Origin of the sequence: Paenirhizobium selenitireducens ATCC BAA-1503, assembly GCF_000518785.1 — a bacterium.
GTDB classification, from domain to species: domain Bacteria; phylum Pseudomonadota; class Alphaproteobacteria; order Rhizobiales; family Rhizobiaceae; genus Allorhizobium; species Allorhizobium selenitireducens.
The window spans coordinates 26,098-39,280 of sequence record NZ_JAEG01000007.1; the positions used below are offsets into that span (position 1 = coordinate 26,098).

Annotated in this window: 10 protein-coding genes; 6 read left to right on the forward strand and 4 right to left on the reverse strand. The window is 63.2% G+C overall.

The window, feature by feature from the left end; translation table 11 throughout:
• Positions 1-62 precede the first annotated feature (62 nt).
• On the forward strand, positions 63-938 hold the full coding sequence (locus L867_RS0109835) for a dienelactone hydrolase family protein (RefSeq protein ID WP_028736721.1): 876 nt from the start codon (positions 63-65) through the stop codon (positions 936-938).
• Between the two features lie 189 nt (positions 939-1,127).
• Positions 1,128-2,153 (forward strand): alcohol dehydrogenase AdhP, encoded by a 1,026-nt coding sequence (adhP, locus tag L867_RS0109840; RefSeq protein ID WP_028736722.1) that lies wholly within the window; start codon positions 1,128-1,130, stop codon positions 2,151-2,153.
• A 213-nt stretch (positions 2,154-2,366) separates the two neighbouring features.
• Here adhP and L867_RS24975 read toward each other — a convergent pair whose 3' ends face one another.
• Positions 2,367-3,311 (reverse strand): hydrogen peroxide-inducible genes activator, encoded by a 945-nt coding sequence (locus tag L867_RS24975; RefSeq protein ID WP_051438912.1) that lies wholly within the window; start codon positions 3,309-3,311, stop codon positions 2,367-2,369.
• Between the two features lie 108 nt (positions 3,312-3,419).
• Between L867_RS24975 and katG the strand changes: the two genes are divergently transcribed.
• Complete coding sequence (katG, locus tag L867_RS0109850; RefSeq protein ID WP_028736723.1) at positions 3,420-5,591, forward strand: catalase/peroxidase HPI; 2,172 nt, start codon at positions 3,420-3,422, stop codon at positions 5,589-5,591.
• Positions 5,592-5,799: 208 nt separating this feature from the next.
• Positions 5,800-6,426, forward strand: a complete 627-nt coding sequence (locus L867_RS0109855; protein ID WP_028736724.1) for a TetR/AcrR family transcriptional regulator — start codon at positions 5,800-5,802, stop codon at positions 6,424-6,426.
• A 29-nt stretch (positions 6,427-6,455) separates the two neighbouring features.
• On the opposite strand, the gene L867_RS0109860 is transcribed toward L867_RS0109855, so the two are convergent.
• Positions 6,456-7,409 (reverse strand): LysR substrate-binding domain-containing protein, encoded by a 954-nt coding sequence (locus L867_RS0109860; RefSeq protein WP_028736725.1) that lies wholly within the window; start codon positions 7,407-7,409, stop codon positions 6,456-6,458.
• Between the two features lie 197 nt (positions 7,410-7,606).
• On the opposite strand from L867_RS0109860, the gene L867_RS0109865 reads away from it, so the two are divergent.
• On the forward strand, positions 7,607-7,906 hold the full coding sequence (locus L867_RS0109865; protein WP_028736726.1) for a DUF1127 domain-containing protein: 300 nt from the start codon (positions 7,607-7,609) through the stop codon (positions 7,904-7,906).
• Positions 7,907-8,117: 211 nt separating this feature from the next.
• The gene (locus L867_RS24980) at positions 8,118-10,595 is read left to right on the forward strand and encodes a methyl-accepting chemotaxis protein (protein WP_051438913.1); all 2,478 of its coding nucleotides are present in this window, start codon (positions 8,118-8,120) and stop codon (positions 10,593-10,595) included.
• 67 nt (positions 10,596-10,662) lie between these two features.
• Here L867_RS24980 and L867_RS0109875 read toward each other — a convergent pair whose 3' ends face one another.
• Positions 10,663-11,565, reverse strand: a complete 903-nt coding sequence (locus L867_RS0109875) for a DUF937 domain-containing protein (RefSeq protein ID WP_028736727.1) — start codon at positions 11,563-11,565, stop codon at positions 10,663-10,665.
• Positions 11,566-11,714: 149 nt separating this feature from the next.
• Positions 11,715-13,088 (reverse strand): glutamate--cysteine ligase, encoded by a 1,374-nt coding sequence (locus L867_RS0109880; protein ID WP_028736728.1) that lies wholly within the window; start codon positions 13,086-13,088, stop codon positions 11,715-11,717.
• Between the last annotated feature and the right edge of the window lie 95 nt (positions 13,089-13,183).

Genomic DNA, 13,183 nt, shown 5'->3' on the forward strand with positions numbered 1-13,183 from the left:
CTTTCCTGACGGTTGCCCCCGCGAGCATGCGGTGGGCGTCGTGTTGCGGAATGGAGGTCATCATGGAAACGCCGAAGATCACCCAGGCGATGATCAACGCCTATGACGAATACACCCATCTGACGCTCGATCGGCGTCGCTTCATGGAAAAACTCAGCCTGCTGGCCGGCTCCGGCGCGGCTGCCGCTGTGATCGCGCCGATGCTGGCGGCCAGCAGCGCCAGGGCCGCCGTGGTCGAGGAAATGGATGCGCGGCTGGCGGCCGGGGACATCACCTATCCGGGTGCGGGCGGCGAGATGAAGGGCTATCTCGTGGTGCCGAAGGATGGGGCGGGAAAGCTGCCCGGCGTGATCGTCATCCACGAGAACCGCGGTCTCAATCCGCATATCCGCGACGTTGCGCGGCGCATGGCGCTGGAAGGCTTCGCGGCGCTCGCGCCCGATTTCCTCTCGCCGCAGGGCGGTACGCCCGAAAATGAGGACAAGGCGCGCGAAATGTTCTCGACCCTCGACATGGGCGCGACGGTTGCCAACGGCGAGGCGACGCGGGTCTTCCTGGCCGCCCATGAGAAGGTCAACGGCAACGTCGGCGCGATCGGCTTCTGCTGGGGCGGCGGCATGGTCAACCGCATGGCGGTCGCCTCGCCGGAGCTTGGCGCCGGCGTCGCCTACTATGGCTCCCAGGTGCCCGCCGAGGATGTGCCGAAGATCAAGGCGCCGCTGCTGCTGCACTATGCCGGCCTCGACGAGCGCATCAATGCCGGCATCGACGCCTACAAGGCAGCACTGGAAAAGAACGGCAAGACCTTCGAGATCTTCGTTTATGACGGCGTCAATCATGCCTTCAACAACGATACATCGGCTGCCCGCTACGACAAGGCGGCCGCCGATCTCGCCTGGTCGCGCACCGTCGCATTCCTCAAGAAAAACCTCGGCTGAGCGCCGCAGCGCAGCACGTTCCGCCCCTGTGAGGTGTCGCAATACTGCGACGCCAGTCGACGTATAGCGTTTCTGGAATTGATGCGCGTCAAATCCACTTCGTCCTTCGTGTGTATTCTGCGCGCGAAACCGGCGGTTTTGGGGTTGCACCCGTCGCCTTGCGTTTTGGGATCAGCAGAGGAGATCAGAATGGCTGAAATGATGAAAGCTGCCGTCGTCCGGGAATTCGGCAAGCCGCTCACCATCGAGGAATGGGCTATCCCGGAGCCGGGTCCGGGCCAGATCCTGGTCAAGTATGAGGCGACCGGCGTCTGCCACACCGACCTGCACGCCGCCAACGGCGACTGGCCGGTTAAGCCCAACCCACCCTTCATCCCCGGCCATGAGGGCGTCGGCTACGTCGCCAAGCTCGGCGCCGGCGTCTCGCGCATCAAGGAAGGCGACCGTGTCGGCGTTCCGTGGCTGCACACCGCCTGCGGCTGCTGCTCGCCCTGCCGCACCGGCTGGGAAACGCTTTGCGGCAGCCAGCAGAACACCGGCTATTCGGTCAATGGCACCTTTGCCCAGTATGGCCTTGCCGATCCCGATTTCGTCGGCCGCCTGCCGGACAATCTGGAATTCGGCGCCGCGGCTCCCGTGCTCTGCGCCGGCGTCACGGTCTACAAGGGCCTGAAGGAAACCGAAGTGCGCCCCGGCGAATGGGTGGTCATCTCCGGCATCGGCGGTCTCGGCCACATGGCCGTGCAGTATGCCAAGGCCATGGGCATGCACGTGGTTGCCGCCGACATCCATGAAGACAAGCTGAAGCTCGCCACGGATCTCGGCGCCGACATGGTCGTCAACGGCACCGCCAAGGACGCCATCGAACAGGTGCAGAAGGCGACCGGCGGCGTGCATGGCGCGCTCGTCACCGCTGTCTCGCCGAAGGCGATGGAACAGGCCTATGGTTTCCTGCGCTCCAAGGGCACCATGGCTCTGGTCGGCCTGCCGCCGGGCTTCATCTCGCTGCCGGTGTTCGAGACCGTGCTGAAGCGCATCACGGTGCGTGGCTCGATCGTCGGCACCCGCCAGGATCTCGAGGAATCGCTCGTCTTCGCCGGCGAAGGCAAGGTCGCCGCGCACTTCTCCTGGGACAAGATCGAGAACATCAACGCCATCTTCCATCGCATGGAAGAGGGCAAGATCGACGGCCGCATCGTGCTTGATCTGGCCTGATCGACAGGATCGTCCCATCAAGGACAAAGGGCGGCGCGGATTTCCGCGCCGCCCTTTGGTATTTTAGTGCCTCAAGGCTGGTCCTCGGTCCAGGTGGGCGGATAAACGCTCGCCGCGTTATAAGAAAACCGCGAAATTCTTATAACAGGCATTGCCGGATTTCTCGCGCTGAACGCGCCTTTGAAGGCGACCCGGCGACCTTCCTCCGGGGCTTTAAAGGCTGGATGCGGCTGCTCTTGTTAACTGGTCCGCAGGTTGGCGCGCGCTTGCCCTTTCGCGGCTGGCGATGATCGCTTCCGCCAGCGCCTCCATATCCGCCCGCCGCGGGCTGGACCGGCGCCAGACGAGGCCGATCTCGCGGGACGGCGCGGGGTCGGCGAAGGGGACGATACGGATCGGCGTGCGCGCCGTTTCCGTCTCGATCGCCAGTTCGGGGATCAGCGTCATGCCCATGTCGTTCGACACCATCTGCAGAAGCGTGGTCATCGAGGTGGCGCCGAAATTGACCAGGCTCCGCTTGCTCGCCGTCTTGCAGACGGAAAGCGCCTGCTCGCGCAGGCAATGGCCCTCCTCCAGCAGCAGCAGCCGGTCGGGGTCGACCTCTGTCTCCGTCATCGGGGAGAGCAGCACATCGCTGTCATTGGCCGACATCGCCATGTAGAAGCGGTCGACGAACAGGCTCTTCGCCACGACGCTGTCCATTTCGATCGGGATGGCTGCGATGATCGCATCAAGCCGCCCCTCGGCCAGGTCGCCGAGCAGCCGGTCGGTCACGGCTTCCTTCAACTCGATCTCGATCAGCGGATGTTCGCGCCTCAGATACGGCACCATCTTCGGCACGAGATAGGGCGCGACGGTGGGAATGATGCCGAGCCTCAGCAGCCCCTCCAGAGTACCGGACGACCGCCGGGCCGCTTCCTCCAGCCGATCCACCGCGGCCAGAACGGTGCGCGCGTGGCTCAACACTTCCTGGCCCTTGTCGGTCAGGAGCGTGCTGGAGCGGGTGCGTTCGACCAGCCTCACGCCGAGATGTTTCTCCATTTCCATGATCTGCGCGGAGAGCGCGGGCTGGCTGATATGCACCATTTCGGCCGCCTTGCCGAAGTGCAGCGTGGTGGCGAGCGCCTCGAAATAACGCAGTTGACGGATGCTAATCATGATAGGCTTAGCCTATCGATAATCCAATTAAATACAATTGGAAATTATGGACCTTATGGCCGATGGTGGCGCCAGTTCACTCGTTTTTACGAAAAACAGGAGGTCAGTATGAATGAGCACGTGAAATCGACCGGCAAATGTCCGGTAATGCACGGTGGCAATACCGCCATGGGCAAGTCTGTCATGGATTGGTGGCCGAATGCGCTGAACCTCGACATCCTGCATCAGCATGACACCAAGACGAACCCGCTGGGCCCGAACTTCAACTACCGTGAAGAGCTGAAGAAGCTCGACGTCGTGGCGCTAAAGGCCGATCTTCGCGCGCTGATGCTCGACAGCCAGGAATGGTGGCCCGCCGACTGGGGTTCCTATGTCGGCATGATGGCCCGCGTCACCTGGCACGCCGCTGGTTCCTACCGCGTCACCGACGGCCGTGGCGGCGCCAATTCCGGCAACCAGCGTTTCGCGCCGCTCAATTCCTGGCCGGACAATGTCAACACCGACAAGGGCCGCCGTCTGCTGTGGCCGATCAAGAAGAAGTACGGCAACAAGATCTCCTGGGCCGACCTGATCGCGCTCGCCGGCACCATGGCCTACGACGTCGCCGGCCTGAAGACCTTCGGCTTCGCCTTCGGGCGCGAGGATATCTGGCACCCGGAAAAGGACACCTATTGGGGTGACGAAAAGGAATGGCTGGCGCCGAGTGACGGCCGCTACGGTGACGTGACCAAGCCGGACACGCTGGAAAACCCGCTCGCTGCCGTGCAGATGGGTCTGATCTACGTCAACCCGGAAGGCGTCAACGGCAAGTCCGATCCGCTGGCAACGGCTGCCCAGATGCGTGAAACCTTCGCCCGCATGGGCATGAACGACGAGGAAACCGTGGCGCTCACCGCCGGCGGCCACACCATCGGCAAATCCCACGGCAATGGCAGCGCTGCCAATCTCAGCGCCGACCCTGAGGCTGCAGCCCCGGAATTCCAGGGTCTCGGCTGGATGAACACCAAGGGTCGGGGCATCGGCCGCGACACCGTCGTCTCCGGCATCGAGGGCGCCTGGACCGCGGAGCCGACCAAGTGGGACAACGGCTTCTTCGAGATGCTGTTCAAGCATGAATGGACGCTGACCCACAGCCCTGCCGGGGCGTCCCAGTGGGCGCCGATCACCATCGCCGAGGAGGACAAGCCGGTCGATGTCGAGGATGCCTCGATCCGCGTCATGCCGATGATGACCGATGCGGACATGGCATTGAAGGTCGACCCGATCTACCGTGAGATTTCGCTGAAGTTCAAGGACGACTTTAACGCTTTCTCGGATGCCTTCGCCCGCGCCTGGTTCAAGCTGACCCATCGCGACGTCGGCCCGAAGTCCCGCTATTTCGGCCCGGACGTTCCGGCCGAGGACCTGATCTGGCAGGATCCGATCCCTGCCGGCCGCACCGACTACGACGTCGTCGCGGTCAAGGCCAAGATCATCAACAGCGGCCTGACCACCGGCGAGATGGTGGCAACCGCCTGGGACAGCGCCCGCACCTTCCGCGGTTCCGACAAGCGCGGCGGTGCAAACGGTGCCCGCATTCGCCTCGCCCCGCAGAAGGACTGGGAAGGCAATGAGCCCGCCCGCCTCGCCAAGGTTCTGACGGTTCTTCAAGGCATTGCCTCAGAAACCGGCGCAAGTCTTGCCGACGTCATCGTCCTGGCCGGCAATGTCGGCGTCGAACTGGCGGCGAAGGCCGCGGGTTTCGATATCGCCGTGCCCTTCGCCCCGGGCCGTGGCGACGCCACCGCCGAGCAGACCGACGCGGACAGCTTTGCCGTGCTCGAGCCGCTCGCCGACGGTTTCCGCAACTGGCAGAAGAAGGACTATGTCGTCAGCCCCGAGGAAATGCTGCTCGACCGCGCTCAGCTGATGGGGCTCACCGCTCCGGAACTGACCGTCCTCATCGGCGGCATGCGCGTGCTGGGCACCAACTACGGCGGCACAGCGCACGGCGTGTTTACCGACCGTGTCGGGGCGCTGACCAACGACTTCTTCGCCACACTCACGGACATGGCCTATTCTTGGGTCCCGACCGGCAGCAACAGCTACGACATCCGCGACCGCAAGAGCGGAGCGACCAAGTATACGGCGACCCGCGTCGATCTTGTACTCGGTTCGAACTCGATCCTGCGTGCCTATGCGGAAGTCTACGCCCAGGACGACAGCAAGGAAAAGTTCGTGAAGGATTTCGTTGCTGCCTGGACCAAGGTCATGAACGCAGACCGCTTCGACATCGCCTGAACAGGGCCGGGGCGATCCAGCTCGATGGATCTCCGACCAAACGATGTGACGGGAGGGACCGGAACGATGCTCACGTTCCGGTCCCTCCCGGCTTTTTCAGGTATCGTTAAAAGACGATCTTTCCTTTTAAAACAAAGGAACTAAAACAGCGTCTAGATGTACCGAGTCGGTGCACTGAAGGCTTTTACCAAAGCCTGGGACGGGTGTTATGAGTACCAAGAAGTCGAATGGGCGCCTGCAATTGCGCAAGAAGCCGCAGCAGGAACGGAGCATTCAGCGTCTGGATGCAATCATGGAAGCCGCTGTCGAGCTGATTGCCCAGGACGGCGTCGGCAATCTGAAGATGACGGATCTAGCCGCGCGAGCCGGCGTACCGATCGGATCGCTCTATCAGTTCTTCCCCGAGCGCGCCGCCGTTGTCAGGGCGCTTCACGATCGCCACACCGAACGCGTCGAAAGCGGTGCGCTGCGCGTGTTTTCTGCCGCTACCTCCCTTGCGGAGGCCGAGGCCCTGCTGGGCATGGCCGTCGACACGTTCTATACCACCTTCCGCAACGATCCGATCTATCTGCCGGTCTGGCTGGCCGCGATCTCCGACCCGGACCTGCAGCGTCTCAACATCGATCACCAGAACAGACTGACATCGGTCCTGTGCGCAATCTTCCGCCCGCTGCTGCCCAAGGGCAGCACGATCGACCTCGAGCGCCGTGTGATGCTCTTTGTCTACCTGACCGGGGCGGTGGTCCGGCGCGCCATGATCGAGGACGAGGCGACTGCGCGCCGGATACTCGATGAATGGAAGAAGAACGTGCAGAAGACGATGTTCACCGACTGAGCGCCGCGTTCCGCGACATTCTCCAACGTCTACCAGCCCGGCATCATGTTGCCGGCCCGCATGCGCGGATAATAGCGCGGCAGGGTCTTCACGTCGTTCTCCAGGTCGTCTTCGACGGTGTTCGGCGTGATGTTGTCGAGGCAGGCCGAAATATGGTCAGTGATCGCGTTCATCAGCGAGGTGGAAAGCCCCGGACGCTTCATCAGCCCGATCTGCACCGGCGGCAACGGCGGGAAGCCGTCATTCTGCGTCAGCACCTTCATGCCGGTCCTCAGCGCCGATTCCGGCAGGACCGAGACGGCCATGCCGGCGAGCACGGCGGCCGCGACGACCGTCGACGACCAGCTGGTGAACAGGATCTGGTAGTCGCGTCCGTCGGCGTCGAGCGCCGAACAGGCCATCTGGCGCCATTGGCAATCCCTGCGGCCGACCGCAAGCGGCACCGGCGCGTCATCCTTCAGCGGATGGTTGGCGGAGCCGACCCAGCAGAGCGGCTCAGTGCGCACCACGTCCGAGGTTCGGAGCTGCGGATTGTGGGTGACCAGCGCAATGTCGAGTTCGCCCTTCGCCATCTTTTCCGCCAGGTCGACCGACGGTTCGCAGACGATATAGAGTTCGACATTCGGGTGGGTCTTGGCGAAGCGGCCGATGATCTCCGGCATATAACGGTCGGCATAGTCGTCCGGCGTGCCGATCCTGAGCGTGCCTTCCAGGCGGTTGTCGTCAAAGGCGGCGATCGCCTCCGAATTCAACCGGATGATGCGCCGCGCGTAGTTGAGCAGCTTGTCGCCCTCGGCCGACAGGCGGTTGCCGCGGCCGTCCTTGATGAACAGCTGCTTGCCGATGCGTTCTTCCAGCCTTCGCATCTGCATCGACACGGCCGACTGGGTTTTGAACACCCGTCCGGCGGCTTTGGTGAAACTGCCTGTGTCGACAATGGCGACGAAGGTCTGGAGCTGATCGATATCGAGGGGCGCCGACATGAGATACATCCATAAGAACGATTGATGCTAACTATTAGAAACATTCGTTGGACTGATCAATACCGTTTCCGCATTGTGAGGCTGCAAATCAGCAGACACCGACCGTGCCCCTGGGCATTGCCGGCCAGACCCGGTTGACCCCTTTCCGCCATGCGGCAAGGGCAGCTCAGACTCGTGCCAATCGAAAGGACAAAGCCATGCGCACGACCGAACGGATGATCGAACTCGATATCGCCGAGCAGCGGCTGGGACTTCTTACCCGTCTCGTTGCCGCGACCACGCGCGTGAAGTCCGTCTGGCGTGCCATCCGCAACCGACGTGCCGCGAACCGCCTTGCCGATCTCGACGACTTCCAGCTGAGGGACATCGGCCTTAGCCGTTCCGATGTCGATCAGGCCTTGCAGTCCTCCGGCTTTGCGGACGATCCTTCGCTGCATCTGTCGCGCTCGGCCCGCAACCGTTCGCGGCGCGCGCTGCGCGGACTGGCGCTCGATTGAGCCGAACGTTTCCCATCCCCGCAGGGTGATAGCCAATAAACCCTGCCTCTTGCCCGGTCATGGTCCGCCATGCCGGGCATTTTTTTGGCCCAAGGCGTCGGAAATCGATCGCTATCCACAGGCTAGCTGCGGGTCAGTAACGGGATGCTAACCCTGTTCTGGAACCATGGCGGGCAAAGCAGCCATTCGGATTTTCCGCGGAGCCTTTAACATGCGCATTTCCAGGAAGCTGCCGCTAGCGGCGGCCCTTTTCGCCTTCGTCTCCCTGAGCGCCTCGATGGCGATCAACTTCTATCTTGAGAGCCGCATCCTGACCGACCAGGTCTACCAGAAGCTGGAGGCGACGGCCGACGGCCGGCGCAACGAGGCGAGGGGCTATCTCGACAGCATCAGGCTCGACATGTCGTCGCTGGCATCGAGCTTCACCACCCAGCAGGCACTTTACGGTTTCACGGGTGCCATGAACTTCCTCGGCGACGATCCGGTCAAGGAACTGCACGCACGCTACATCGACGGCAATCCCAATGCCGAGGGCGAGAAGTACAAGCTCGAAACAGCCAAGAAGGACGCCTACGACCGGGCCCACAAGCAGTACCACTCCACATTTCTCAAGCATCTGCAGGCGCAGGGCTACTACGACGTTTTCCTGATCAACCCGACCGGCACCATTGTCTATACGGTGATGAAGGAGCGGGACTACGGCACGAATCTCTTGAACGGCCCTCACAAGGACACCGGTCTTGCCAACGTGTTCCAGAAGGCACTGAAGGCCGAAGGCGGCGCAGTGTCCATGTCGGAATTCGAATCCTATGCACCGTCCAAGGGCGCTGCGGCCTCCTTCGTCGCCACGCCGATCATGCAGAACGGCCGGACGATCGGCGTGCTCGCCTACCAGCTTCCCAACGACCGCTTCAATACGCTCTATGCGAACAAGAAGGGCCTGGGCATGACCGGCGAGACCATTCTCGTCAGCACCACCGGCCAGGTCGTCAATGACAGTGTTCATACAAGCGCGAACGATGCCCTGGCCGTCAGGATCGACACGCCGCTGGTCGCCGAAGCGATTGCCGGCCGCGAGGCCCTCGGCGAGATTTCCGGCTATCGTGAGATGCAGAGCTTTGCCGCAGCTTCGCCGCTGAGCTTCGGCGGAGCCCAGTTTGCCGTCATCGCTCTGATTGCCGAGGACGAGGTGAACGCTGACCTCGTCAACAACGCGTTGACGTCGGTGGGCTTTGGCCTGCTGCTGATCGTGCTCGGCTCGGCCGTTGCCGTCGTCTATTCGCGCACGCTGACCGGGCCGATTTCCCGCCTTGTCAACTCGATGGAAGAACTGGCCGGAGGCAATACCGCGATCGTGCTCGAGGGCGAGGCTCGCCAGGACGAAATCGGCGATATGGCGCGCTCCGTCGCAGTGTTCCGCCGCGCCGAGATCGACAAGCGCGAACTGGAAGCCGAAACCGAACATCGCCGTTCGACCAGCGAGGACGAGCGCCGCGAGCGCGACGCCGAGAAGGCCGCCGAGCAGGAACGCCTCACCGAAACCGTCGAGACGCTGGGCGCCGCTCTTCAGCGTCTGGCCGGCGGCGACCTGACGGCGACGATCGACAAGCCTTTCGCCAGCGGTCTCGACCGGCTGCGCGTCGACTTCAATGCCTCGCTCGAGCGCCTGTCACATACGATCGCGGTCGTGCACGGCAGTGTCTCCGACATCAACCAGAAGAGCGGCAAGGTCAGTTCCTCGACCTCGGATCTTTCCAAACGCACCGAACAGCAGGCCGCCGTGCTGGTCCAGACGTCGACCGCCGTCCGGCAGATCATGGATGCCATCCGTCATTCGACCGAGAGAGCGGAGACCGCATCGCAGCTGGCGCGCGAGGCGCGCACCAATTCCGACCGCTCCGGCGAGATCGTCGGCGGCGCCGTCAACGCAATGGAACGGATCGAGAATGCTTCGAGCGAGATTTCCAAGATCATCAACGTGATCGACGAGATCGCCTTCCAGACGAACCTGCTGGCGCTCAACGCCGGTGTCGAGGCCGCGCGTGCGGGCGAGGCCGGCAAGGGTTTTGCCGTCGTTGCCCAGGAAGTGCGCGAACTGGCCCAACGTTCGGCCAATGCCGCAAAGGACATCAAGTCGCTGATCACCAAGTCCGGCGAGGAAGTCGCGAACGGCGTCGGTCTCGTGAAGCAGACAGGCGAGGTCCTCTCCTCGATCGCCGGTCAGGTGGTGCAGATCGGCGATCACATCCACTCGATCGCCGGCGCCGCCCGCGAACAGTCGACCGGCCTCAAGGAGGTCACCGCGGCGGTTGCGCGCATGGAGGACGTGACGCAGCAGAACGCCCGCGCGGCCGAGCAGACCAATGCCGAAATGACCGCGCTCACCCACGATGCGGAGACGCTGGCCGGTCTCGTCGGACAGTTCACCGTCGAAAAGGGTATGGCCTCGGTGACGGAGCGTTTCGCCGACATGCGCGACAAGAGCTTCTCCATGGCCGATCGCACCTTCGCCCCGGTCGCTCCGGCAAAGCCGGTCAAGCCGCTTCCGCCGCGCGTCGCTCCGGCCGGGCCGGGCAACCGGGCGTTCTCCTCTCCGGCCAAGGCCCTGCTCGACAAGCTGTCGACCGGCTTTTCGAAGTCCGCGCCGCCGGCCAAGGCCAAGGGCGACGAAAACTGGGAAGAGTTCTGAGAAGCCACCGACAGGAATGAAAAAGGGCGGCCGTGGGTCGCCCTTTCTGTATCTGTTGAGCTTTGGCTCAGGCCTTCGGCTCTTCCGGCGCGGCATCCGGTGCCGGCTGTGTCTTCTTCTGCCCATTGGCGGACAGGTAGCTGTCGAAGATCTGTTCCATGCTCTTCTGGTAGTTCTTCTGAACCTCCAGCCCGCTGTCGAACATGACGTTCATCAGTTCGCTCACCTTGGCCGCCGGCGCGGCGTCCGCCTCGGCCTTCGGGGCATCCTTGGCGGCGGCAGGCGCACCCGCCGCCTGCGTGCCATAGGTATTGGCCATCATGTCCTGGAAGGCCTTGGCGAAGGGATTGTCGAAGAGCGGATTGCCACCTTGCGGCGCCTGCGGCTTCTGGGCGGCGCCCATCATGTCCTGGAAGGCCTTGGTGAAAGGATTGTCGAAGAAGTTCGGCTGCTTCGGTGCCGGCTTGGGCTGGAAGCCGGTGCTTTCCAGCCACTGCTGCATCATCGCGCCCATCGGCGTCCCGGCGAAGGGATTGGCATCGGCCATCTGACCGGTGGTCTGCTTGAACAGCCCGCCCATGATCGCGTCGGCCATGACCGGCAGCATCTGCTTCAGCACTTCCTGGCCGACACCGGTGAACTGGGCAGCCTGGGCGGCAATCGCGCGCGACACTTCCTTGGAGCCGAACAGCTTTTCAAGAACCTGGTTGCCGTCGGCAATGCCCTGCGGCGTAAAAGCCTTGTTCATGTCCTCGAAATACTTGGCGTAGCTGCCCGAGGCCATGGTGCCGATCAGGGAGGAAAAGTCATAAGGGTTGGCGGAGTTGCGCTTGAACCCGGAGGAAAAGGCCGGCATCAGCGCGGCCATGGCCTTCGTCGCCTGTTCCTGCGCCAGGTTGAACTGGCTGGCCATCGCCTCCATGGCCGTTCCGTTCTGTGCCCGCAGCATCATGTCAAAAAGTGGCAACATCGGCGTCCTTTCCCCGTGCTCGCAAAGCAGTTCGACGCACTATAGCCGGAAAAGTGCAGGCGCAAACCGGTTTTTCCCGTGTAGGATGCCAGGTTGCCACGGACGAGAAGCAGGCGGCAGCGGCGCGACCGAAGCGGCGCCGCTGCCTGTCAGTACTGGTATTCGTCGAAGACCGGCTCGACCTTGCCGTCCCACCGGCCGTGGTAGAGCGAAAGCAGATCGTCGGCGAGCGTCGTCCGCTTTGCCACCACCTCGTCGAGCGGACCGAGGAAGACGCTCTCGTCCTGACCTTCTCCATTGAGGCGGGCGCGGCTGACAAGCCCCTGGCGGGACAGGGAAACGACGTCCCGGGCCACGTCGAGCAGGCTTCGTCCGGCGATCTCGGCCTTCAGGCCCTTGGCCGGCACGGCATCGCGAAGTGCATTGACCTCGGCGAAACTCCACGCGCGCGTCAGCTGATCAGCGGCCTCAAGTGCGGCGTCGTCATAGAGCAGGCCGACCCAGAAGGCGGGCAGCGCGCAGATGCGCCGCCACGGTCCGCCGTCGGCGCCGCGCATTTCGAGGAAGCGCTTCAGCCGGACGTCGGGAAACAGCGTCGACAGATGGTTGGTCCAGTCGCCGAGCGTGGGTTCCCAGGCGGCGATCTCGCCCTTCAGCGCACCCGCCATGAACTGGCGGAAGGTGACGTGGGTGCAGTCGTGATAGCGGCCGTCCCGCACGATGAAATACATCGGCACGTCGAGCGCCCATTCGACATAGTCGGTAAAGCCGAAATCGTCGTCGAGCGTGAAGGGCAGGATGCCCGCACGGGCATTGTCGGTGTCGCGCCAGATCTCGCCGCGCCAGGACAGGAGACCATTCGGCTTGCCCTCGGTAAACGGCGAGGCGGCGAAGAGGGCGGTGGCGAGCGGCTGCAGCTTCATGCCGACCCGCATCTTGCGGCGCATGTCGGCCTCGGAGGAGAAGTCGAGATTCACCTGGATCGTGCAGGTACGGTACATCATGTCGAGGCCATGGCTGCCGACCTTCGGCATGTAGCGTGTCATGATCTCGTAGCGAGATTTCGGCATGCGCGGCGTCTCGTCGAGCGTCCATTTCGGGCTGCCGCCGATGCCGAGGAAGCGGATGCCCATCGGCTCCGCCACTTCGCGCACGGTTGCCAGATGCTGGTTCGATTCCCGGCAGGTGTCGTGCAGCGTTTCGACCGGTGCGCCCGACAGCTCGAACTGCCCGCCCGGTTCGATCGAGATCGCGCCCATGCCGTGCGCTTCCGCAAGCCCGATGATGTTGTCGCCGTCCATGATCGGATCCCAGCCGGTCCTGACCTGCATGCCGAGCAGCAGTGCCTGGATGCCGGCCTCGCCGAAATAGGGAACGGGGCTGTTGTCGGCGCGGAAGAAGGCAAATTTCTCGTGCTCGGTACCGATACGGAACGCCTCTTTCGGCTTGCAACCACCTGCAAGGTAGTCCGCCATCTGAGAAACGGAAGCGAGAGGCGTATCGTCGGTGGTATCACGAGCCATGGATCAAACCTTGTTTGGCGTCGCCGGCACGCGCACCGGCCCATAAGGCAAGGTGATTGGACCGGATTTTGGGGCGGCGCAAGTGAAAATCTCTT